Raw genomic sequence first — 23494 nt, forward strand, 5'->3', positions numbered from 1 at the left:
GGCGGCCGGCGCACTCCCGATAGACGGCCCGTGACCCGTTCCATTCTCTTCAAAGGTTGAACCGACATGCCCCTGATGCGCTTCGATATCCTGGAAGGCCGCACCGATTCCGAACTGAAGACGCTCCTCGACGCCGCGCACGAGGCAATGCTGGAGGCGTTCAACGTCCCGCCGGGCGACCGCTACCAGATCGTCACCGAGCACAAGCCCTTGCGGATGATCGTCGAGGATACCGGGCTCGACATCCCGCGCACCAAGGACGTTGTGGTGGTCCAGATGATCACCCGGCCGCGCGGCAAAGAGAAGAAGCAGCTGTTCTACAAGCTGCTGACCGAGAAGCTCGAAGCCGCCTGCGGCATCGCCCCGGCCGACGTCATGGTCTCCACGGTGGAGAACACCGACGAGGATTGGTCCTTCGGCCACGGCCGGGCGCAGTTCCTCACCGGCGAACTCTGACAACCGTTTGAGTTCTTATTCTAGAGCTTAACCTCATCCTGAGGTGCCGCGTAGCGGCCTCGAAGGAGGCTTCCAGGGATCGGGAGACGACTGGAGGGCTCCTTCGAGGCCCTTTGCTCAAGCAAAGGGCGCCTCAGGATGAGGTGGTCTGCTGGGATGATCTGCTCTGGCACAAGCATCCGCTGGAAAACCCGATCGAACAGGCCCTGGGCGGGTTTCGCAACGAGTGTCGCCGCTTCTGCGGCCTGAAACCTGCGACACGCCATAGGGACTGAGCAAGGTGACGTGTTGGCCCGCCCATGCGAGCCCGCTCGGGGTGCCAAGCTCATTCCGGACCCTAACCCCGACCCTCTACGGAACGCCGGCCATGCATGTCCTGATCCTCGGTGGCGGTGTCGTCGGCGTCACCTCGGCCTATTACCTGGCCAAAGCCGGCCACCGGGTCACCGTGCTGGAGCGCCAGCCGGCGGCGGGGCTCGAGACGAGTTTCGCCAATGCCGGCCAGGTCTCACCGGGATATTCGGCGCCCTGGGCGGCGCCCGGCATTCCCCTCAAAGCGATGAAGTGGCTGATGATGCGCCACCGGCCCCTCGTGGTCTGGCCGAGCTTCGAGCCGCGTTTCTACGGCTGGCTCGCCCGGATGCTGGCGAATTGCACGGAGGAAGCCTACCAGCGCAACAAGGGCCGGATGGTGCGTCTGGCCGAATACAGCCGCGACGTGCTGCGCGACCTGCGCGCCGAGACCGGCATCGCCTACGATCACCGCGAGCAGGGCACGCTCCAGCTGTTCCGGACGCAGAAGCAGCTCGATCATGTCGGGGACGACACCCGCGTCCTCGACGCCTATGGCGTTCCCTACGCGGTGCTGGAGCCCGCCGGTTGCATCATGGCCGAGCCGGCCCTGGCGCGGGTGGCCGGGACCTTCGTCGGCGGCCTGCGGCTCCCCGGCGACGAGACCGGCGACGCCCACCTCTTCACCCAGCGGCTCGCCGCACTCTGCGAAGACCTTGGTGTGGTCTTCCGCTACGGCACGGCCATCACAGGCCTGCGCAGCGAAGGCGACCGGATCAGCGGCGTGGCGACGGCAGCGGGCGAGGTGCTGACCGCCGACGCCTATGTGGCGGCCATGGGCAGCTACACCCCGGCTCTGCTCCGGCCCTTCGGCATCGACCTGCCGGTCTATCCGGTGAAGGGGTATTCCCTCACCCTGCCGGTCACCAATATCGACGCCGCCCCGGTCTCGACGGTGATGGACGAGACCTACAAGGTCGCGATCACCCGGCTCGGCGACCGCATCCGGGTCGGCGGCACCGCCGAGCTCGCCGGTTTCAGCGCGGTCCTGCGGGGACCGCGCCGGGAAACCCTAGTCCGCTCCGTCGGTGATCTGTTCCCGGCGGGCGGCGATCTCTCGCAGGCCACGTTCTGGACCGGCCTGCGGCCGATGACGCCGGACGGCACGCCCATCGTCGGCGGAACGCGCCTGTCGAACCTCTACACTAATACCGGCCACGGCACCCTGGGCTGGACCATGGCCTGCGGCTCGGGCCGGGTGCTGGCCGATCTTATCTCCAGCCGCACGCCGGACATCGCCACCCCGGACCTCGCCGTCAGCCGCTACGCACGCGGAGCCTGACAACGGGGTAATGCCCTCTCGCGCCGGGCGCGAGAGGGTGAGGCGAGGCGGCCTATTCGGCCGCGTCGACGTAGAGCTTGCCGCCCTCGGCCTGGAACTCGGCGGATTTGGCCGCCATTCCCGCCTCGCGTTCGGCCTGGCTCATGGGCGTCGCCTCGCCCAACACCTGACCGGCCGCCTCCATCGCCAGGACCTCGGCGCGCAGATCCTGCGTGATCTTCATCGAGCAGAATTTGGGGCCGCACATCGAGCAGAAATGCGCAACCTTGTGGGCGTCCTTCGGCAGGGTCTCGTCGTGGTAGGCGCGCGCCGTGTCGGGATCGAGCGACAGGTTGAACTGGTCCTCCCAGCGGAAGTCGAACCGGGCGCGTGACAGGGCGTCGTCGCGCAGCTGCGCCGCCGGATGGCCCTTGGCGAGATCGGCGGCATGGGCCGCGATCTTGTAGGTGATGACGCCTTCCTTGACGTCGTCGCGGTTGGGCAGGCCGAGATGCTCCTTCGGGGTGACGTAGCAGAGCATGGCGCAGCCAAACCAGCCGATCATGGCGGCGCCGATGCCCGACGTGATGTGGTCGTAGCCCGGTGCGATATCGGTGGTCAGCGGGCCGAGGGTGTAGAACGGCGCCTCGCCGCACTCCTCCAGCTGCTTTTCCATGTTCACCTTGATCTTGTGCATCGGCACGTGGCCGGGACCCTCGATCATGGTCTGGCAGCCCTTGTCCCAGGCGATCTTCGTCAGCTCGCCGAGGGTCTCGAGTTCCGCAAACTGCGCCGCGTCGTTGGCATCCGCGATGGAGCCAGGGCGCAGGCCGTCGCCCAGCGAGAACGAGACGTCGTAGGCCCTCATGATGTCGCAGATCTCGTCGAACCGCTCGTAGAGGAACGATTCCCGGTGACCGGCGAGGCACCAGCGCGCCATGATCGAGCCGCCTCGGCTGACAATGCCGGTGACCCGGCGCGCGGTGAGCGGCACATGGGCCAGGCGGACGCCCGCATGGATGGTGAAGTAATCGATGCCCTGCTCGGCCTGCTCGATGAGGGTATCCTTGAAGACCTCCCAGTCGAGCTTCAGCGGATCGCCGCCGACCTTCTCCAGCGCCTGGTAGATCGGCACGGTGCCGATGGGCACGGGCGAGTTGCGCACGATCCACGAGCGGATGTTGTGGATGTTTCGACCAGTGGAGAGGTCCATCACCGTGTCGGCGCCCCAGCGGGTCGCCCAGACCAGTTTCTCCACCTCTTCCGCTGCCGACGAAGTCACGGCCGAATTGCCGATATTGGCGTTGATCTTGACGAGGAAGTTGCGGCCGATCGCCATCGGCTCCACCTCGGGGTGGTTGATGTTGGCCGGGATGATGGCGCGGCCGCGCGCCACCTCGTCGCGCACGAATTCGGGGGTGATGAAAGCGGGGAGCGAGGCACCGAAGCTGTTGCCGTCGGCCAGCGCGGTCTGCGCGCCTTCCAGCATCGTCTCGCGGGCGAGGTTTTCGCGGTGGGCGACGTAGATCATCTCCTCGGTGATGATCCCGGCTTTGGCGAACTCGTACTGCGTCACCATCTGGCCGGAGCCGGCCTTGCGGATCTGGCGCATCGCCGGACAGGGGGCGACGAGCTTGTCCTCCGGCACGAAGCCGTTGTCCTCGGGCTTGACCGCGCGCGGCGTGATCGTGGCGTAGCCGCGCTTGGCGATCCACGGGTCGCGCAGCAGGGGCAGGCCGGCATTCAGGTCGATCCGGGCATCGGTCTCGGTATAGGGGCCAGACGGATCGTAGACCCGCACCGGCGCCTCCTTCGGATCACTCGACGTGACCTCGCGGAACGGCACCCGGATGTCGTCACGGCCGGCCACGCTCGCATAAACCTTGCGCGAGCCCATGATCGGGCCGGTGGTCACCGCTTGCGGCTGCCCCTTGGCGGGTTCTTGTCCGGAAAGGTCTTTGGGAAGGACGGGTGCGTTCATATCGGATTCGCTCCTGGCGTGGGAGGCGATCCGGTTCGCAACGGTACGTCAGGACGACGGGCACCCGCTCGTTTGGAGCAGACAACCCAAGCGTAGTTCCCGTCCCTCCGCCGGTATGAGCCGGATCAGGTTCAAGGGTCAGGGCTGCGGCCCTATCTCAGCCCCCTGAACGGGGCCCCCCTCGGAACGATTCGAAAGTCTGCGTTCGCCGCGCCTTTGTCAATCGCCGGAGCCGACATCCCCAGTCGAATGCAAGGACTCCCACCACGGCAACGATGACGTCGCGCCGATCGCGGATCGTTCGGGTCGGGCCGTTAAGCTCTCCGCGACCGTAGTGTTCGATTTCATCCGCAAGCACAGTCCATTTTCGGTGCGGCATATTTCAGTCCGTCAAAGGCCCTCCCATAATGGAGCCTTCCCTGCTGACGGCGCGTTGTCAGTCATCAATTCCAAAAAACAATCAGGCTGGCGTTCCATGAACAAACTCATTCTCGCATCCGCCGCATTGCTCGGCGCGGTCGCGTTCGTTCCGACAACCGCCGACGCTCGCGGAGGCGGCTGGGGTAGTGGCGGTGGCAGCGGTGGCATGAGCCGTGGCGGCGGTGGGCTCGCCGCGGGTGGTGGAGGCGGCGGCTGGGGCGGCGGTGGAATGAGCCGTGGAGGTGCTGGCGGCGCGGGACTCGCGGCTGCGGGCGGTGGTGGGCGAGGCTGGGGCGGTGGCGGCTTGAGCCGTGGCGGTGCTGGCGGCGGTCCCGCTGCCTTGGGGGGCGCTGGCCAGGGAGGCTGGGGCGGTGGACGCGGACAGGGCGGGATCGCCGCCGGTCCGAACTCCGGCGGTGGCTTCAACCGTGGCGGCTACGGTCATCACCGCGGGTATGGCTACAATCGTGGCTACGGCCGGGGATACGGCTACGGCGGACTCGGTCTTGGTTTGGGGCTAGGCTTGGCTGGAGCCGGAATCGGTTACGGCTATGGCAGCGGTTACTACGATAACGGTGGCTATTACGGCGGCGGCTATGCCCCAGCCTATTATGGTGGCGCCGTCGAGGTTCAGCAGGATGTCGGCGGGTCCGATCAGGACGTCGCCTACTGCATCCAGCGCTTCCGCTCCTACGATCAGCGATCGGGCACCTATCTGGGCAATGATGGTCAGCGTCACCGCTGCCCGCAATAGCAACTGCACGGAAGACCTGCACCAAGAGCGAAGACATTTCAGCCTCATCCGACAAGAGAAGCCCCGCATCACTCGTTGCGGGGCTTCGTCGCATCTGGGCCCAGTGGCGCCTGCCTTACTTATCCGCGCCGTCTTTACCATCGGTCCATCGGCGGAGATGATGATCTATACCTGACGACCCCGCCTCCACCCCGTTCGAGGGTCTGGGTCTAGGAACGGCGGTCGCAGCGAGGAGGGATCTTCCGGGGCTGCTCGGCATGGCGTAACGCCACGTCATGGTGGCTTCCGGTTCTCTCCTCGCTCCCGACGACATCGCCCACGTCATTCAGGTCGCGCTCGCTCCCGCTTTCCTGCTGACGGCGCTGGCGACGCTGCTCAATGTCTTCTCAACGCGCCTTGGGCGGGTGGCCGACCGTGTCGATGATGCCGCCGCCAGCTTGCAGAAGGCGGATGCGGCCGAGGCGGCGCACCTGTCGCGCCAACTGGCCTATCTGCGTCAGCACTCCTTCATGCTCGATGTGGCTGTGGTGCTGACCTGTTTCGGCAGCATCATGACCGGCGTCGCGGTGCTCACGCTTTTCGTCGGGGCCTTGCGCGATGCCGCCACGGCCTCCGTCTTGTTCGGATGCTTCGGCGTCGCCCTGGTCTGCACGGTGGCGGCCATCGTCGCCTTCCTTCTCGAGATCCTGATGGCGGGCCGCCGTATCAGGGACGAGGTCGACCGCCAGACGGTGCAGGCCTCGGATCGGGAAGCGTCTGGACCCGATCTCCCATAGCGGTCGCCGCGAACAGCACGGGCTTGATCCAATGTTGCGGACCGCCACCTGCGGCTTCAATCCTCGACGATCCCCTCGCCATGCGCGTCGAGCCAGCGAATTGCGCCGCTGAGGTCGAAGCCCCGTTCCCGGCCATAGGCCGCGACGTCATCGCGCCTCAAGCGTCCCGCCAACACCTCGCTCAAAGCCCAGAGGGTGAGCGAGCGGGTACCACTACGACAATGCGCGAGGACTGGGCCGGACGCTCCTTCCACGGCGTCGCGGAACTGCGCGATGTCGTCGAGTGTGATGCCTGGGCCGGTAACCGGAAGATGGAGATAGGCCAGCCCCGCCGCCCTAGCGGCTGCGGCTTCGGCCTCCGTGCCCAATTGGCCGGGTTCTTCCCCCTCGGGCCTGTTGTTGATCAGCAGGGCGAACCCTTTTCCCGCCAAGTCGGCGATCTCGGCTTCGTTCGGCTGGCCGGAGACCGAAAGTCGGGATTCGATGGAGGTGATGGTCATGGAAGATCGTCCTTGGGGCTGCCTTGCGGCTCCCTTGGCGCTGCACGGACCCGCCACAGATCGTGTCCGTTCCGTGCGGCACAAGCGGGGCAGGCTGATTCCACCGCACGGCCCGCCTTGAACCCGGGATGGGTCTCGTCCGTTTCTGGTCTGATCCTCAACCCGCCTTCAGGATGACCACCATGGCCGATGCAAGACAGATCGTCGACGCGCTCGTGCGCTCACGCAAGGGCGGGATCGCCGCCACGGCCGCCCTCGGTGGGCTCGCCCTCGTCGCGGGCCTGGCTCTTCTAGCACTCCGTCCTTCCCATGAGCCCGAAACCCCCGATCTCAGCCAAGTCGGCGAGGACGAGGCCCGCATCATGCTGCGCGCCATGGTGGCGGCGACCTTGGCCGACGGCATCGTGGACACGCAGGAGCGCCAGCGCCTCGACGAGGTGGTAGAGGCGGCCGGTATCGACAAGGATGGCCGCGCCTGGCTCGAAAAGGAGCTGGCCGACCCGGCCGAGATCGACGAACTCGCCGAACGCGTGGATTCGCCGGAGAAGGGTGCCCGCCTCTATGCGGCAGCGCGTCTGGCCATCAATGCCGATACACTGCAGGAGCGGGAGTTCCTGAAGCGATTGGCCGAGGCCCTGGACGTCTCGCAGGACGTGGCGGCGAGGGTCGATGCCGGGCTCGAAAATGCCTGATGGAGAGCGATGTCGCGGGAGTTGACGCGCTCCGTACCGGCCCGATGGGGAAGTGCTACTTCCCCATCCAATCGTGCCCTGCCACCAGCGCCTCAACCGATCGTGTCCAGGTGCCGGGCTGGTCGGTGGCGCCGGTGCCGAGTGCCCGCTGGACCATGACGCTGTCGCTCCAGCGGCCGTACTTGTAGCCCACCGCCGGCAACAGGCCGACACGGACGAAGCCGCAGGTCTCGTGGAGCCGCAGGGACGCTTCGTTCTGCGCGTCGATATAGCCGATCATCTGGCGGTAGCCGCCGGCGGCGCAGGCCTCGATCAAAGCCGGCAGCAGGCGTCGCCCGATGCCGGCGTTCAGGTGCTCGTGATGAACGTAGATCGAGTGCTTGAGCGTGTAGCGATAGGCCGGGCGCTTCCGGAACGGGACAGCGTAAGCGTAGCCCGCCACCACCCCATCGCGGTCGGCCACAAGATGCGGCAGACGCCTCTTGCGCATGGCCTTGCGGCGGCGCTTGAGGTCGTCGGGATGGAGCGGATCCGCTTCAAAATCCCCCACATCACCTACGCCCCGCCGGATATGGTGGGCGTAGATTGCCACCATGGCCGGCACGTCCGCATCCGAGGAGGGCCGGATGATGATCCCGGTATCGGAGGCGGCGGGCGGCCCTTCCGGACTCACGGGCGATTCTCGCGCATGACATAGGTGTAGAACCGGATCGTCCCGTCGGGATCGACGTTGCGGAACACGCCCTGAATCTCGGCCTCGAAGCCTGGGAACAGGTTCGCGGAGCGCTCGAACATCTTGAAGTAGTCCAGCATGGGTTTCGCCCGTTCGTCCAGTCGCTCGCCCGGCAGCACCGTGCCGATGCCCGGCGGGTAGACCAGAAGCAAGGTCGTCGCCACGCGACCTTCCGCTTCCGCGATCGGCACGTAATCGACGTTGTTGCGGGTGAGCTGCTGCACCGCCTCCTTCGGAGTCATGACCATCTCGGGCAGGTGGCCGGGTTCGAACTGCTTGCGTTGAAGGGTGCTGGTGCCGTGCTCGCGGTGGAAGGCGTGGAAATCCGCGCAGAGGTCGCGCAGGCGTACGCCCTTGTAGCGGTTCGGCCGGCGCCGGACGAATTCCGGCATGGCATCCTCGAGCGGCACATTCTCGTCATGCAGGCGCTTGAAGGCCACGAGGCCGGAGATGAGCGTGCCGGCCTTGGAGGATTCGACGCCCGGCGTCAGCAGGAATAGGAGCGAGTTGAGGTCGTTCTTCTCCGGCACGATGCGGTTTTCGCGCAGGTACTGGGCCACGATGGGCGCGGGCACGCCGTGCTCGGCATATTCCCCCGTGCGCCGGTCGAAGCCGGGGGTGAGCACGGTGAGCTTGTTCGGGTCGGTCATGGCGTAGTTCGGCGCCACATGGTTGAAGCCGTGCCAGGCGGCACCGGGGGTCAGCTCCCAGTATTTCGCGTCGCTGGCGAGCTCGTCCGTCGAGACGCTCTCCCACGGCACCTTGCCCTCCGGGCCCTTCACCGTGTCCGGCACGAAGGGGTCGAAGAACCAGCGGCGCAGAGGATCGCCCTCCTTCTCCTCGAATTCGCGGCGGATGGCACGGACCTTCTTGCGCCATTCGATGCCGAGCCGGATCGTGTCGTCCCACAGGACGACGCCCGAGCGGCCCTTCATCATCTGCGCGCCGACATCGAGCGAGGCGAAGAGCGGGTAGAACGGCGAGGTCGAGGCGTGGACGAGGAAGGTCTCGTTGAAGCGCCGGTGCTCGATGCGCCGGGTCTGGCCGCGAATATGGCTGTCCTTGGTATGGATCTGCGAGGCTTGTGAGAAGCTTGCCAGCTGCTTGTGGGTCGATTGCGTGGCGATGATGCCCGGCGAGGTCTCGTCGAGGCCCTTCAGTCCCATGGCGAAGCGACCGGCGAAGAGCGGGTGGAACTTCATGAAGCCCGCCCAGGCCTCGTCGAAGAGGATGTAGTCACAGAGATGCCCGATCTTCTCGAGGATCATCTGCGCGTTGTAGATGGTGCCGTCATAGGTGCACTGCTCCACCACCGCCACGCGGAACGGGCGCTCGCGCTTCCAGGCTTCCTTGTCAGTGATGAGGGGGTTGGTGCGGATCTTCTCACGGATGGCCGCCTCGTCGAGGGCCTCGTGATACATCGGGCCGATCAGGCCGAAGCAGTTGCGGTCGGTCTCCAGGAAGACCGGAACCGCGCCGCCGAGGAACAGGGCGCCGTGATGGGCCGCCTTGTGGTTGTTGCGGTCGAACAGGACGAGGTCGCCCTCCGCCACCAGGGCCGAGAGCACGATCTTGTTGGAGGCCGAGGTGCCGTTGAGGACGAAATAGGTTTTTTCGGCGCCGAAGATGACGGCGGCTTCTTTCTGCGCCTTCAAGGCCGGGCCTTCGTGGACCAGAAGGTCGCCGAGATCGAGCACGGAATTGTCGAGGTCGTCGCGGAACACGGCCTCGCCGAGATGCTCCACAAAGATACGCCCGATCGGCGAGCGGTTGTAGAAGATGCCGCCGTTATGGCCGGGGCAGGTCCAGAGCTGGTTGCCCTGCTCGGCATAGTCCACCAGCGCGCCGAAGAACGGCGTCTTCAGGGTCTCGGCATATTGCTTCACGCGGCTCACCAGGCCGCGGGCGATGTAGTCCGGGGTCTCTTCGGCCAGGAAGATGTAGCCGTCGATGAAGTCGAGCACTTCGACGGGGATGTCCTCCAGGCGCTTGCGGCGGACCATGATGACGATGGGCATTTCGAGCCCACGCTTCCGCATCAGGTTGATGAGGGCCGCCGCCTTGCCGTCGAGGCCGCGCTTGCCCCAATCCACCACCATGCAGCCGATGGCGGCATCGGTCTGGACCGCGATGGCTGCGTCCTCCACGCGGCGGGCGCGGACCACTTCGAAGCCGAGCTTCTCCACAGAGCCGATGATCTGCTGGACGCGCACGCCCTCGAGGTCGTCCGGGTCGAAGTTAGGCGCGCACATGAGCACGGTGAAGCGGCGAAAGAAGTCCATGCGGGGGAAGGCTCCGGTGGTCGGATGAATCGAGGGTGTGTGGGCGCGTTCGCGTTCGGGATCAACCAGGCCGGCCGGCGAGATTGAGCCGGCGGATGACGACATAGACGGCCAGCGCCGCGAGCGCGCCGATGATCAGGGCGATCATGGAGCCGCTGTCGGATTCGGAAAAGAACAGGCCCTTGGTGTTCATGCCGAAGACGCCCGTGACCAGGGTGGGCGGCAGAAACAGGGCCGTGAGGATGGAGAGGGTGAAGAGCTGGCGGTTGGTCAGCGCGGTCGTGCGGGCGGCGATCTCGTCCTGGAGAAGCCGGCTGCGCTCGGACAGGACATGCATGTCCCGGTGGAGCGAATCGAGGCGCTGGACCACGCGCGCCGCCATGGCGCCGACGGCTTCCGGCAATTGGTCGCCCTCCATGGCGGCCTCATCCTCGAGCCGGTGGAACACCGCGCGTAAGCCGGCGAGTTGACGGTGGGAGCGCACGGATTGGCGGCGGATCGGTCCCAACGGCCTGGCATCGTCGGCCTTGGCCTCGTCGAGCATGTCGTCCTCGATGGCATCGAGGGAGGAGGACAGGCGATCGGACGTGGCATTGAGTGATGCGATGGTGCTGCCGACGAAGCGCTCCAGTAGCTTTGCCGGGCCGGGAACGAGGGTGCCGGACAGGACCGCGTCGCGGGCGGCGACCGCGCAGGCCGTGGCATGGCGACGGCCACTGACCAGATAGCCTGGACCGAGAACGCAATGGAGGCGGCCGTTCGGCTCTTCGCTCGACGAGCCGTCGAAAGCGCGTTCCCGGTCCGCGATGACGAAGCCGGCATGAGGGCCATCGACGACGACACGCTGATGCTCGTCGCGGGCGAAGGTTGCGGCGGCGAGACGGGGCGGGCCGAGGCGTCCCTCAAGGATCAGCGCCTCGGTCCGCGCATCGACGAGATCGACGTGAAGCCAAACGAAGCCGTGTTCCGGGTCACCGAGGGAAGGAAGCTCGTCCCCCAGCGCAACCTGGCGTCCCCGTCCATCCGTGTCGAAGGCGAGGGCGAAGATCAGCCCCGGGAGGGACGATTCCTCAATGAGAAGATGCTGCATAATGCGTTCGCGGCGAACATGGCCGGCAAAATACCGGCTCACTATCGCGCTGGATCGCAAGGCTGGGCGACACTGTGATGACGACGAGGCGCGTCTGCTGCCATCGTATTCTCCCGATGGATCAGACGACTCACAGGGACGGGGCGAAGCGACGACGTCGATGGTCGAGCCGTGATTGGCCATCATGACGTGCATTCGCGAGGGATCGCGCTGAGCGTCACCAGTCGCCTTCGCATCACGGTCGCGTGCGCGACATTTTTCGGCGGGCCGTGCTGGGCCAAGCGCTCGTGGAAGGGCATGCAGTGATGATGAACATCGCCTGTGCTTGCCTGCAGCATCTGCACTTCGCCAAGGTTCGTCGGACTGGGCGGAAAATAACGTCGCGTCGTCCGAGGTCTTCATCGTCGCTATTCGCGTCCAGCGTGCGGCAGGCCGTCGCTGGACATCTCTTCCGTTAGCTTCGTTCCGCCCCGTCCTGCATCCTCATTTCGTAAGACGATTCAGACTACCCTCTAGAAGTAAATTACCGACATACTACTAGATCAGGAGTCCAAAGTCCGCCCCACGCAAGGATCCCTTAGCAACATTTCTCAGGATGATACTGTTGCCAAGAGCAACATCATCGAACGTGACAAGAGTGTCCGCACCCCCCGTTCAACATAGTAAGGTTGATATCCTCGAAGCTGTTCACAAGGGCTGACACGTCGAAATGATCGAAGCCCTTCGCAAAACCATAGACGTTATCCATCCCGAAATTCATTTTGAAAGTGAAGGTATCAGCTCCCCCACCAGCATACAGCTTGTCGTTACCGGTGCCGCCATCGATCACCGTGTCACCCTCGCCGGCCCTGATGACATCGTTCCCCTTTGTCCCCGACACCGTGGCGAAGGTATCCTTGGCGTTCTGCAGGTTGACCGTGGTGCCTGCGGTCACGCCCGACAGATCGAGGGTCAGTGCTCCGCGCACATAGATCGTCTCGATACTCTTGAAGCTTGCGTCTGTGAACGTGAAAGTATCGGGTCCAAGAAGCAGGAGCCTGTCCTGCCCATCTCCCCCGTCGACCAGCGTTGGTGCATTGGTAACTGCCAGCTTATCATTGCCGTCGCCGCCGATCAGTGTATCGGATGCTCCTACTCCCCGGAGGAAATCGTTACCGGCCAAGCCCGTCAGGATATTAATGCCGCTATCACCGATCAGGACGTCTTCGTATCGACTACATGGCCGGCGAGGCACTTTGAGCCCGCGCTCCGCAGACGAATGACGCAGGATGGTGCCCCGCCGACATCGAATGCCATTCAGAATCGGTCATGGCTGCGGAACGCTCGTCCGCTCCGACCCTGGACGATGTCGTTCCGCCGGGCCTCCGGCGGTTCGAACCCGGATCGCCACGAGATCGGGGCCTCTCCCGCGTTGAGGGTCCGAACAGCGTTGAACCGAGGGCCGCGGCAAGGTGCGGGTTGGGCCGGAGCCCGCATGGGGAGAAAGGACATCCGCCGTCGGGAGATCGCCGGGCGGCACCGACAGGATCACCCCCGATCCCTGGATCGGATTTAGCCAGACAGGATCTAACGGTCCCTGTCCGCCTCCAGCTGTTTCATGAGCTCGGCAAGGCGAGGGTCGAGAGGCTCGTCGATCACGGGCTCGTAGAGGGCCTGCAACTCCTCGCCGAGACGCCGCCGGGTGGTCTCGGTCAGCGCGCTGTTGAGATCCCTGGTGCGCGGCCGGGGCCGGGCTGGCTCGCGATAGTCTTCAATGAGCATCGCCACTCCTTCGATAACACAAGAAATGTGAACGCCGGGATCGAAGATAGGTTCATATGTCGCGGTGAACGGGGTTTACCGCCCGAGGGAACGAGCGCGACGGAGATAGGCCCCTGAGTGCGAGAATACCTCCCGGCAGAAGTCAGCGCCAGCGTCGATCAGAAAGTCACAGCGTTGAGACTGCCCACAGAACTTCCGGTCACGGACGGGTTGCGCTCAGACCAGAATGACCCGTCGGGAGATTTTTTTGAGAATACCGAACCATCGTTTTTACTTCGCAGACGACCATCGAACGAAACTGTAGCTAAGATATCGAGAGCACCTTTCGAGGTCGAGCGACGGCGGCGGGCTTGCTGATCGTTGACGAACGGACACCAGAGCACTGCCATCAGGGATGGACAAATACACCTCTGCGCCGCTTTTCTCATATATCGGCATTTCTGCTGCCTCTTTCTCACAGATGAAGATTTGTTTTATTCTTATTATAAACTTGAAATACAGATTTATGCTTGCGTTGCGGCTCGGGGCGGCTAGGCTCCCTCGAATCATCCAGCTTCGGAATCGCCGTCCCATCGCCATATGAGCCTCACTTCCGCGCAAATCCTCGACCTCGCTCCCGATGCGTCGAGCCGCAAGGCCGGGCAGGATCAGGCGAAGGCGGCCAAGTGGAGCGGGCTCGGGCGGGCAGGCGCCGTCGTCTGGGGCGAGATCAAGGGAAGCGGAGCGAACCCTTATCGCACGGTGGCCGATCTCTCCGGTCCAGCCTCGAAATGCACCTGCCCGAGCCGGAAATTTCCCTGCAAGCACGCAATCGGCCTGATGCTGGTAGATGCCGCCGCGCCGATCTCCGAGGCAGAACCGCCGGATTGGGTCGCCGCCTGGATCCGGGGGCGCGAGAGCCGCGCCGTCTCCGCCGAAACGCGGTCCCAGCAAGCCTCTGCCCCCGTCGACGAAAAGGGGCAGGCCAAGCGCCGTCAGGCCCGCGAGGACAAGGTCTCGGCGGCGCTCGATGAACTCGATCTCTGGCTCGGCGACCTGATGCGGCGCGGTCTCGCGACGGTGCGGCGCGAGCCCTATGCCTTCTGGGACCGCATGGCAGGACGCCTCGTCGATGGACAGGCCCCGGGCCTCGCCCGCAGGGTGCGGGCCATGCCGGGCCTCATCGCGGCCGCGCCCGGCTCTGCCGCACGTCCGGAGGCGGCCCTTGCCCTCGCCCTCGGCCGCCTGTCCCTGCTGGCCCGGGCCGCCCGGCGTCTGGAACGGCTCACGCCCGAACAGGCAGCGGGCGTCCGCGCGGCCATCGGCTATCCCGTGACCACCGAGGAGATGGCGGCACGTCCGGGTCTCGTCGACGAGTGGGCCGTCCTCGCGCATGCGGTGGAGGACGAGGACAAGCTCACCGCCCGCACCGTCTGGCTCGCCGGACGGACGAGTGGCGCCATGGCCCAGGTCGTCGATTACGGCACCTCCGGCTCGCCGCTGCCGCCGGTCCCGGCGGCAGGACAGGATTTCTCGGGCGCGCTCGCCTTCCATCCCGGCGATCCGCCGCTCAGGGCCGCGTTTCGCGAGGGGCGCGCCAGTGCGGCACCGGTCGGCCCTCTGCCTGGCGCGACGAGCGTCGCCGAGGCCCTCGACGGGTTCGCCGGGGCCCTGGCGCGGGCGCCGTGGATCGACCGTTGGCCGCTTCGGCTGTCCGGCCTACGCCTCGGACATCTCGCGGATGGCGCCATGGGCGCGGGTGACGCCACCGGCTGTTTGACCCTTGCCGATTCCGCACATGTCCTTCCTCTGATGGCGGTGGCGGCGGGGGGCTATGTCGATCTTTTCGGTCTCTATGACGGGTTCGCGCTCACGCCCCTCGCCATGGTGGCCGGCGGGCATCTCTACGCGGTTCCGGCCCAGGATCCCCGGCCGATCCTGGTGAGGGCGGCCTGATGGGCCTCGACGTCTCCGCCCCCGACGATTGGGAGTCGGCCCTCGTCTCCGCTCTGCTGGGGGCCGACCGCTCCCCCTCCCCTGTCGATCTCGAGACGGTCGCCGGTGCGCTGCCGCGCGCAGAGCCGGGCATGACCCTGCTGGCGCGGGTCGCGGTCGCGGGCATCCACCATCTCGCCGGCAGCGGCTTTCCGCCAGAAGCCTTCACGCCGACGCCCCCTCACGAGGCGAAGGGCCGTCCCTGCCCACCCGAAGCGGCGGCGCGGCTCGGGCTGCTCCTCGCCGCGGGCACGGAGGCGCGGGGCCGCGTGAAGGAGTGGTGCGAGATCGCGGCGGAGCGGGGCATGCGCGCTCCGCCCTGGCTGCTCCCCGCCCTCGCGCCCTACCGGCGCGAGTGGGACGAGACCATCGACGCGGTCGCGGGCGAGGAGCTCGCCTGGCTGGAGGCGGCCTGTTCCGCCCGAGGCGCCGAGGCGGCGATTTCGGCCCCGGATGGCGCTGAAGCGAGCCCGGCCGAGCGCCACGCCGCCTTCGCCGACTTCCGCTTGCGCGATCCCGAAGGAGCCCGCGCCGATCTGGAGGCTGGGTTCCGCGCCGAGAAGGCGGAGATGCGCGAGCGCCTCGTCTACATCCTGGAGATCGGCCTGTCGGAGGCGGATGCGCCCTTCCTCGAAACCTGCCTGGACGATCGCGCGGGCGGCGTGCGCGCGGCAGCGAGAGTCCTGCTACCGCGCCTCACCCACTCGCTCTTCGCCTCCCGCATGGCGGCGAGGGCGCGAACCGCGCTCGTGGTCGAAAGCAGCCGAAAGCTCCTCGGCGGGACGAAACACACTCTGGTGGTGACGCTGCCGGAGGAATCGCCGACGCTCGCGCGGGACGGGATCGAGCTGAACGCCTACGAGCGGAGGCGCGGCGGCGCGAAGGCCGGTCTGCTCGAGAGCGTCATCGCCGCCGCTCCCCTCCACGCCTTCGCCGATCATCCGCCGAGGCTCTGGATCGAACTGGCCCTGCGCAGCGAATGGGCGATCCAGATCGTCGATGGTTTTCTCACCGCCGCGCGCCGCGAGCGCGACCTCGACTGGGTACGGACGATGGTGTCGGTGCTGGCCGAGGCGTCGGCCGGGCGCCTCTCCGGCATCGAGCCGGGCGATGCGCTCCGTGAGACCTGGGCCCGCGCCGTGCGGTCGCTCCCCGATGCGGAATGGGAGGCGACGGTGGCGCAGCTCCTCGGCAAGGGGGAGATCGATACGATTCTGACCCTGCTGCGACAGGCACCCTCCTCCCTGTCCGAGGCCTTCACGGCGGCCCTCCTCGATTGGCTCGCCTCGGTGACGCGGACCTCGCAATCCGACCGCCAGGACCTCGCCTCCGCTTACCTGCTCACCCGCCTCGCCGAACGGGCCTGGCCCGACGAGGACCATGCGGCCTCCGCCGCCGCCATCCTCGCCCGGCTGCCGGACGAGGCCGAGGACAACCTGCGCCGGCAGATCGAGGATTTTGCCGAAACCCTCGCGCTGCGCGCCACCATCCGACGGGAGTTCGCCTGAGGCATGAGCCAGACCAACGGAACCAAGACGACGCAGCTCCGACGGGCCGCCGAGGATGCCTTCGCCGAGGAGCTGGAGGCGCTGCGCGCCGCCGATGACAGGCCGCGCCCGCCGAACTGGCTGCTCTCGCCGCAGGCGGTCGTCACCTACCTCATGGGCGGGCGGCTCGACTCCGGTTTCGAGGTCACGCCGAAATACATCGGCGACCGGCGCCTGATGGAGGTGGCGGTGGCGACGCTGGCCACCGACCGGGCGCTCCTCCTCCTCGGCACGCCGGGCACCGCCAAGAGCTGGGTCAGCGAGCATCTGGCCGCCGCGATCTGCGGCACCTCCCGCCTCATCGTGCAGGGCACCGCCGGCACCAGCGAGGAATCGATCCGCTACGGCTGGAATTACGCCCTGCTGCTGGCCAAGGGGCCGAGCCGCGAGGCGGTGGTGGCGAGCCCGATCGTGCGCGCCATGGAGGAGGGCAAAATCGCCCGCGTGGAGGAACTGACCCGCATTCCCTCCGAGACGCAGGACAGCTTCATCACGATCCTCTCCGAGAAGACGCTGCCGATCCCGGAACTCAACGAGGAGATCGCCGCCGCCCGGGGCTTCAACCTCATCGCCACCGCCAACAACCGGGATCGCGGCGTCAACGAATTGTCGAGCGCGTTGAAGCGCCGCTTCAACACCGTGGTGCTGCCCTCGCCGGCCACGATCGAGGCCGAGATCACCATCGTCGAGACCCGCGTGGCCGCCCTCGGGCGCGCCTTCGAAATCCCCGCCGAACCGCCCGGCGCCGACCAGATCCGCCGCGTGGTCACCATCTTCCGCGAGTTGCGGGAGGGCGTGACCGCGGACGGCAAGAGCAAGGTCAAGCAGCCGTCCGGCACGCTCTCCACGGCGGAGGCGATCAGCGTCGTCGGCAGCGGGCTGGCGCTGGCCGCGCATTTCGGCAACGGCCAGCTCTCGGCCCACGACCTCGTCTCCGGGATCAGTGGCGCGGTGATCAAGGATCCGGTGCAGGACGCCATCGTCTGGCGCGAATATCTCGAGACCGTCGTGAAGGAACGGTCGGAGTGGAAGGACTTCTACCGCGCCGCCCGCGAGAGCGCGTGAGGGCGTTCTCACCCTCCCCCCCTCTGCGGGGGAGGGTGCCTGCGGAGCAGGCGGGAGAGGGGGCGACCTCTCCGGATACGGCGCTCCCCTCTCCCGACCCTCGCTGACGCGAGGGCCACCCTCCCCCGCATAGGGGGGAGGGAAAGCCCCGCGCGCCATCCACCGCGACACCCCACCCAAGAGTAACGAGCGTGCCATGAGCCCAAGCCCCACCACCCCCGGCCGCGATGCCTGAGGTTCGGATCTTCGGCATCCGCCACCACGGGCCGGGCTCGGCCCGCTCGCTGCGCGCGGCCCTCGATGCGTTCCGGCCCGATTGCCTGCTCATCGAGGGGCCGCCGGATGCCGACGCCCTGATCCCCCTCGTCGCCGACCCGGCAATGACACCGCCGGTGGCCCTGCTCGTCTACCGGGCGGACCGGCCGCAGACCTGCGCCTTCTTCCCCTTCGCGGCCTTCTCGCCCGAATGGGTGGCCATGCGGCACGGCCTCGACCATGGGGCGACCCTGCGCTTCATCGACCTGCCGCACGCGATCCAGCTCGCCGACGGGTTCGAAAGGAGGGGAGAGGCGCCCGAAGGCGAGACGGCACCGGCCGGGCTCGATGCGCCTGCGTCCGATGATGCAAGCGAGGCGCCCTCCCTCGCCCTGCGGCGCGATCCCCTCGGCGAACTGGCCGAGGTCGCGGGTTTTCCCGACGGCGAGCGCTGGTGGGACGCCTTCGTCGAGAGCCGCGCGGGCGAGGATGGCGACGTGTTCGCGGCGATCCAGGAGGCCATGACGGCCCTGCGCGAGGGCGCGGAGACCGCTCCCGGCCAGGACACCGATGGGGAGGCGTTTCGAGAGGAGGCGCGCGAGGCGCATATGCGCACCTGCCTCCGCAAGGCGGCGCGTGAGGATTTCGCCCGCATCGCCGTGATCTGCGGCGCCTGGCACGCCCCGGCGCTGGCGCGCCACGATGCGAAGGGACAGGTCGGCCTCGATGCGGCGACCTTGAAGGGACTGCCCCGGACCAAGGTCGCCGCGGCCTGGGCGCCGTGGTCCTACGAGCGCCTCGCCACCGCCAGCGGCTACCGGGCCGGGGTACTGTCGCCCGAATGGTACGACACGCTATGGAACCACGAGGGCCGTGTCGCAGCGCGGTGGCTGGCGCGCGCGGCGGCCCTGCTCCGCGCGGAAGACCTCGACGCCTCGCCGGCCTCCGTGATCGAGGCCGCCCGCCTCGCCGAGGCGCTGGCCGGGTTCCGGGGCCGGGCACGCCCCTCCCTCGACGACCTGCACGAGGCCGCGCAGGCGACCCTGTGCTTTGCCGATCCGGCCCCGATGGTGCTGATCCGGCGCAAGCTCGTCATCGGCGAGCGCCTCGGCGCGACCCCGCCGGACAGTCCCGGCACGCCGGTGGAGGCTGATTTCGCCGCGACCTGCAAGAGCCTGCGCCTCAAGCCGGAGGCGGTCGCGGGCGACCTCGTCCTCGACCTGCGCAAGGAGAACGACCTCGCCCGCAGCCATTTCCTCAACCGGCTCCACCTCATCGGCATCCCCTGGGGCCGGCGTCAGCAGGCGCGCGGGCGCGGCACCTTCAAGGAGGCGTGGTTCCTGTCCTGGCAGCCCGAATGGGTGGTGGATCTGGTCGCCGCCTCCGCCGATGGCGGCACGGTGGCCGAGGCCGCCGCCAGCCGGGTGCGCAGGCGGGCGCGCGAAGCGACCCGCGTCGCGGAACTGTCGGGCCTCGTCGGCACGCTCCTCGACGCCGATCTCGCCGGAGCCGGGGAGGACGTGATCCGCGCCCTCAACGACCGCGCCGCCGTCTCGGCGGACGTGTTCGACCTGATGGAGGCGCTACCGCCGCTCGCCGAACTGGCGCGCTACGGGTCGGTGCGCTCGTCCGATACGGAGCCGGTTCTGGGCGTGGTGCGCGGGCTCGTGCCGCGCGCCGCCGCGGGGCTGACGGCGGCCTGCCAGAGCCTCGACGACGATGCCGCGAGCGCCGCCAAGGCGCGGATCGTCGGCGTCCACGCGGCGATCTCCCTCCTGGAGGAGCCCGACCTGAAGGCGGTCTGGCAGGAGGCGCTTCACGGCCTGGCCGACCAGAGCCATGTGCATGGCCGCGTCGTCGGGCGCGCCGTGCGGCTGCTGTTCGACGACCGGGCCCTCGATGCGGAGCAGGCCGGCGACCGGCTTCGCCTCGCTCTGTCCCGCGCCTCGGGCACGATGGCGGCGGCCGCCTGGATCGAGGGGTTTTTGGAGGAGAGCGGCACGGTCCTGATCCATGGCGGCACCCTGCTCGCGGTCATCGACGAATGGCTCGCCGGCCTCGACGGGACGCTCTTTGCCGAATTGCTGCCCCTGCTGCGACGCACCTTCGCGACGATCTCGCAGGGCGAGCGACGCGCCATCGGCGAGGCCTTGAACCGCCATGGGGCCGGTGTTTCCGAGGGAGAGGGATCGGGCCGCCTCTTTGACGCCGAACGCGCCGCAAGGGTGCTGCCGGTCCTGCGCCTCCTCCTGGCGCCTGTGGAGAACGAGACGACGGAGGACACGCCATGAGCGACACCGAGCGTCTGCGCCGCTGGCGCCTCGTCCTCGGCGGGGGCGCGGCGGATGGCACCGGCTGCGGCCTGTCGGGCCGCGATGTCGGCATCGACCGGGCGCTCGGCGCCCTTTACGATTCCGACCGGAAGGGCGGGCTCGGTGCCTCGTCCCCCTCCGTGCCGCGCTGGCTCGGCGACATCCGCGACTATTTCCCGGCCTCGGTGGTGCAGGTGATGCAGCGGGACGCCTTCGAGCGCCTCGATCTCAAACGCATGCTCACCGAGCCCGAGATGCTGGAGGCGGTGGTCCCCGACGTCGCCCTCGTCTCGACCCTCATCTCCATGCGCGGGTTGCTCGGCGGCAAGACCAAGGACACCGCCCGCCTCGTGGTGCGCAAGGTCGTGGACGCTCTGATGCGCAAGCTCGAAGAGCCCCTGCGCCAGGCGGTGACCGGGGCCATCGATCGCGCCAGCGTGAACCGGCGTCCGCGCCATGCGGAGATCGACTGGAACCGGACCATCCGGGCCAACCTGCGCCATTATCAGGCCGAATACCGCACCATCATCCCCGAGACCCGGTTCGGCCATGGCCGGCGCCAGCGCGCCAGCCTCAAGGACGTGATCCTGTGCATCGACCAATCCGGGTCGATGGCGAGTTCGGTCGTCTATTCGAGCATCTTCGGCGCGGTGATGGCCTCGCTCCCGGCGGTGACCACCCGGCTCGTGGTGTTCGACACAGAGGTGGTGGATCTCTCCGACGAGTTGGAAGACCCGGTGGGGGTGCTGTTCTCGGTCCAGCTCGGCGGCGGCACCGACATCAACCGGGCGATGGGCTATTGCGAATCCCGCATCACCCGCCCCGAGGACACGATCCTGGTCCTGATCTCGGACCTCTACGAGGGCGGCGTCGAGGCCGGGCTCCTGGCGCGCGCGCAGCGGATGGTGGCGTCGGGCGTGCAGGTGGTGGCGCTGCTGGCCCTGTCCGACGAGGGCGCGCCGTCATACGACCGGGCGCTGGCGGGCCGGCTCGCCGCGTTGGGCGTGCCCGCCTTCGCCTGCACGCCAGACCTGTTCCCCGACCTGATGGCGGCGGCGATCCGGAAATCCGACCTCACGGCCTGGGCCGCCTCGGCTGGCATCGCGGCGATCCCCGCGGCGGGCCCGCCCGGCTGAGAGCTTGTTTGAGTTGTTGTCCAGGGCGTTACCTCAAGATGAGGAGGTCTGCTTGGATGATCGACTTTGGCAGACGATCGACTTTGGCATGAGCATCGGCTGAGACATCCGATCAAAAGGGCTCTGAGCGGGACGCATCTAATCCGAAGCTGTTTCGTCGGCCGACGCATCGGCCGGGAGCCTGACTCTTTCGCGAAGCAGGCCCGGGTGGAACGCCCTCGCCCTCCGCAGCCTGCGTTTCAGCATCCGGCGGGAGCGGGAGCGGATCGGCCACAAGGCACGTCTCATAGAGTTCTCCCTACCCGAGATGGAGCGGCGGCGTGGGCCGGCCGGCTTGGCTGGCTGCGGCGATCTCGTTCAGTCGCCCCGTGGTGACGTCGTAGACGAAACCGAAGATCGGGATGCGGCTCGGCATGAGAGGATGCGCGCGGATGCGCCGGACGTCCGAGGTGACGGCATGGCTCTGCTCGGGGATGGTCAGCCAGTCGATGGCGTAGCCAGCCGGCGAGCCGCCGCCATGATGCGGGTTCGACCAGACCGTGCCGTCGAAGCTCGCGGTGTCGAGACTGTCGGTGAGGAGGTCGCCGATGACGGCATCGGTGAACAGCTCCATCCCGCAATCGGTGTGGTGGATCACGAAGAACGCCTCGGTGCCAAGGAGCTTGTGGGAGATCACCAGGGAGCGGATGGCGTCGTCGCTGGCCCGCCCGCCGGCATTGCGAATGACGTGGGCGTCGCCTTCCCCGAGGCCGGCATATTTCGCCGGATCGAGGCGCGCGTCCATGCAGGTCAGGATGGCGAAGCGGCGGGCCGGCGGAAGGGCGAGGTCGCCCTTGTCGAAGCTCTCCGCGTAGCGGTCGTTGGCCGCGCGGATGTCTCGATAGGCCTGTGGCTCCGGGTCGGAGACGGCGATGTCGGCTGCCATGGAGGGGAAACCTCGGTGAGGAAGGTGGCGTGGCTGAACATGGCGGCGACACCGCCGAGATGAGCGGTGTCAGGGGTGCCGGGCGGACTATCGCCGTGCCAGGGCGGACCGCGCAGGAACGCGTTCAGCAGGCCGGAGATCACGCGCCGGGGGCCGCCAATCATGCGCCCCCCGTCACGGCGAGGTCGCCGTAGAACCGCGCCGCCACGTCGGGATGGGAGCGCAGGCGGCCCTTGAGGTAGTTGCGGCCGACCTCGTGGAAGAGCGGGTTGTCGGGGTCGCTCGCCGGCCCGCGCGCCTCTGCGGCGAGGTCGGGCGGCAAATCGAGCAAGGGAACGGTGGCGTCGTGGCGGGCGCCGAGGAAGAACGCGACCGAGAGGCGGTCGCGCCCCGGCGGCGGGGTAACGACCCGGTGGATCGTGGCCCGCAGGTAGCCGTTGGAGGCGAGTTCGAGGAGTTCGCCGATATTGACGACGAAGCTCCCCTCCACCGGCTCGGCCGCGATCCAGCCGTTCGTCCCCTCGACTTCAAGGCCGCTCTGCCCGTCCTGGACCAGCAGGGTGAGGAAGCCGCTATCCTTGTGGGCGCCGACGCCCTGCTCTCCCTGCGTGGCCTCACAGCCGGGATAGCGGATGATCTTGATGTGCTGGTTGGGCGCGCCCTGGTAGATCGGGGCGAAGACGTCCTCCGGCTGGCCCAAGGCCAGGGCGAAGGCGCGCAGCAGGCGGATGCCGAGCTGCGTCACCGCCGCCTGCCAGCGCAGCAGGCCGACGCGGAGTTCGGGCAGGCCGACGGGCCATTGGTTGGGGCCCTGCAGCCGGCTCCAGGGGGGCGAGGCTGCGGTTTGCGGAAGGGCTTCGCGCTCGGCGCCGACATCGAACTGCTCGCGCCAATCCGGTGCGCCGCGCGTGATCTCGCGGCCGGCCGCCGTATAGCCGCGAAAATGCGGCGAGCGCACCATGGCCACGGCCTGTTTCTCCGGGAGAGGCAGCGCGAAGAAGCGCCGGGCCAGGGCCTGGACCTGCGCGATCTCCGCCGCCGGAATGCCGTGGCCGACGAGGTGGAAGAAGCCGACATCCCGGGCGGCATCACGCAGTTCGACCAGGAAGGCCTCCCGCTCGGCCGGTCCGGTATCCAGCCGGCGCAGGTCGAGACGGGGGATCGAGGCGGCGGAAGCAGAGGATTCCGGTGCCGCCCACGGAGCCAGCGGGGAAGCCGCCATG

19 protein-coding genes and 1 riboswitch are annotated in these 23494 nt (G+C 67.7%); of the genes, 10 read left to right on the plus strand and 9 right to left on the minus strand.

Annotated elements, in window-relative coordinates; translation table 11 throughout:
* The first annotated feature begins 66 nt into the window (after positions 1-66).
* On the plus strand, positions 67-456 hold the full coding sequence (locus ACYQR9_RS02585) for a tautomerase family protein (protein ID WP_461228587.1): 390 nt from the start codon (positions 67-69) through the stop codon (positions 454-456).
* Positions 457-772: 316 nt separating this feature from the next.
* Positions 773-2089 carry a D-amino acid dehydrogenase gene (locus ACYQR9_RS02590; protein ID WP_461228588.1) on the plus strand — a complete coding sequence of 439 codons (1317 nt, stop codon included), beginning with the start codon at positions 773-775 and terminating at the stop codon, positions 2087-2089.
* A gap of 52 nt (positions 2090-2141) precedes the next feature.
* On the opposite strand, the gene thiC is transcribed toward ACYQR9_RS02590, so the two are convergent.
* Positions 2142-4049, minus strand: coding sequence for a phosphomethylpyrimidine synthase ThiC (gene thiC, locus ACYQR9_RS02595; RefSeq protein ID WP_461228589.1), 1908 nt, complete (start codon positions 4047-4049; stop codon positions 2142-2144).
* An 85-nt stretch (positions 4050-4134) separates the two neighbouring features.
* Positions 4135-4241: riboswitch (TPP riboswitch) on the minus strand.
* 283 nt (positions 4242-4524) lie between these two features.
* On the opposite strand from thiC, the gene ACYQR9_RS02600 reads away from it, so the two are divergent.
* Both ACYQR9_RS02600 and ACYQR9_RS02605 read left to right on the plus strand, forming a co-directional pair.
* Positions 4525-5223, plus strand: coding sequence for a BA14K family protein (locus ACYQR9_RS02600; RefSeq protein ID WP_461228590.1), 699 nt, complete (start codon positions 4525-4527; stop codon positions 5221-5223).
* Positions 5224-5498: 275 nt separating this feature from the next.
* On the plus strand, positions 5499-5999 hold the full coding sequence (locus ACYQR9_RS02605; RefSeq protein WP_461228591.1) for a DUF2721 domain-containing protein: 501 nt from the start codon (positions 5499-5501) through the stop codon (positions 5997-5999).
* Between the two features lie 56 nt (positions 6000-6055).
* On the opposite strand, the gene ACYQR9_RS02610 is transcribed toward ACYQR9_RS02605, so the two are convergent.
* Positions 6056-6499 (minus strand): protein tyrosine phosphatase family protein, encoded by a 444-nt coding sequence (locus tag ACYQR9_RS02610; RefSeq protein WP_461228592.1) that lies wholly within the window; start codon positions 6497-6499, stop codon positions 6056-6058.
* Between the two features lie 182 nt (positions 6500-6681).
* Here ACYQR9_RS02610 and ACYQR9_RS02615 point away from each other — a divergent pair, with 182 nt between their 5' ends.
* Entirely contained in the window at positions 6682-7191 is a 510-nt protein-coding gene (locus ACYQR9_RS02615; protein WP_461228593.1) for a DUF533 domain-containing protein, read from the plus strand.
* Between the two features lie 55 nt (positions 7192-7246).
* Here ACYQR9_RS02615 and ACYQR9_RS02620 read toward each other — a convergent pair whose 3' ends face one another.
* The 5 genes from ACYQR9_RS02620 to ACYQR9_RS02640 all read right to left on the minus strand — a co-directional run bounded on the left by ACYQR9_RS02620 (position 7247) and on the right by ACYQR9_RS02640 (position 13057).
* On the minus strand, positions 7247-7864 hold the full coding sequence (locus ACYQR9_RS02620; RefSeq protein ID WP_461228594.1) for a GNAT family N-acetyltransferase: 618 nt from the start codon (positions 7862-7864) through the stop codon (positions 7247-7249).
* On the minus strand, positions 7861-10206 hold the full coding sequence (locus tag ACYQR9_RS02625; RefSeq protein ID WP_207414111.1) for an Orn/Lys/Arg family decarboxylase: 2346 nt from the start codon (positions 10204-10206) through the stop codon (positions 7861-7863). Before ACYQR9_RS02625 ends, ACYQR9_RS02620 begins: the two co-directional genes overlap by 4 nt.
* A gap of 61 nt (positions 10207-10267) precedes the next feature.
* The gene (locus ACYQR9_RS02630; protein ID WP_461222130.1) at positions 10268-11296 is read right to left on the minus strand and encodes a CorA family divalent cation transporter; all 1029 of its coding nucleotides are present in this window, start codon (positions 11294-11296) and stop codon (positions 10268-10270) included.
* Between the two features lie 619 nt (positions 11297-11915).
* Positions 11916-12530 carry a M10 family metallopeptidase C-terminal domain-containing protein gene (locus tag ACYQR9_RS02635; RefSeq protein WP_461228595.1) on the minus strand — a complete coding sequence of 205 codons (615 nt, stop codon included), beginning with the start codon at positions 12528-12530 and terminating at the stop codon, positions 11916-11918.
* A gap of 332 nt (positions 12531-12862) precedes the next feature.
* Positions 12863-13057 carry a hypothetical protein gene (locus tag ACYQR9_RS02640; protein WP_056422192.1) on the minus strand — a complete coding sequence of 65 codons (195 nt, stop codon included), beginning with the start codon at positions 13055-13057 and terminating at the stop codon, positions 12863-12865.
* 579 nt (positions 13058-13636) lie between these two features.
* On the opposite strand from ACYQR9_RS02640, the gene ACYQR9_RS02645 reads away from it, so the two are divergent.
* From ACYQR9_RS02645 to ACYQR9_RS02665, 5 genes are all read left to right on the plus strand, one after another.
* Positions 13637-14992, plus strand: a complete 1356-nt coding sequence (locus ACYQR9_RS02645; RefSeq protein WP_461228596.1) for an SWIM zinc finger family protein — start codon at positions 13637-13639, stop codon at positions 14990-14992.
* Positions 14992-16539, plus strand: coding sequence for a DUF5691 domain-containing protein (locus ACYQR9_RS02650; RefSeq protein WP_461228597.1), 1548 nt, complete (start codon positions 14992-14994; stop codon positions 16537-16539). The genes ACYQR9_RS02645 and ACYQR9_RS02650 overlap by 1 nt, the downstream gene beginning before the upstream one ends.
* A gap of 3 nt (positions 16540-16542) precedes the next feature.
* Entirely contained in the window at positions 16543-17643 is a 1101-nt protein-coding gene (locus ACYQR9_RS02655; protein ID WP_461228598.1) for an ATP-binding protein, read from the plus strand.
* A 227-nt stretch (positions 17644-17870) separates the two neighbouring features.
* Positions 17871-20189: a DUF5682 family protein gene (locus ACYQR9_RS02660; protein ID WP_461228599.1), complete on the plus strand. Its 2319-nt coding sequence runs from the start codon at positions 17871-17873 to the stop codon at positions 20187-20189.
* A complete protein-coding gene (locus tag ACYQR9_RS02665; RefSeq protein WP_461228600.1) occupies positions 20186-21346 on the plus strand; it encodes a VWA domain-containing protein in 1161 nt (386 codons plus the stop codon). The genes ACYQR9_RS02660 and ACYQR9_RS02665 overlap by 4 nt, the downstream gene beginning before the upstream one ends.
* Positions 21347-21644: 298 nt before the next feature.
* On the opposite strand, the gene ACYQR9_RS02670 is transcribed toward ACYQR9_RS02665, so the two are convergent.
* Together ACYQR9_RS02670 and ACYQR9_RS02675 are read right to left on the minus strand one after the other, a co-directional pair.
* Positions 21645-22271, minus strand: coding sequence for a beta-class carbonic anhydrase (locus tag ACYQR9_RS02670; protein ID WP_461228601.1), 627 nt, complete (start codon positions 22269-22271; stop codon positions 21645-21647).
* Between the two features lie 160 nt (positions 22272-22431).
* Positions 22432-23493, minus strand: a complete 1062-nt coding sequence (locus ACYQR9_RS02675) for an isopenicillin N synthase family dioxygenase (protein WP_461228602.1) — start codon at positions 23491-23493, stop codon at positions 22432-22434.
* Position 23494: the final 1 nt, after the last annotated feature.

This window comes from Methylobacterium sp. CM6241 (assembly GCF_054817845.1).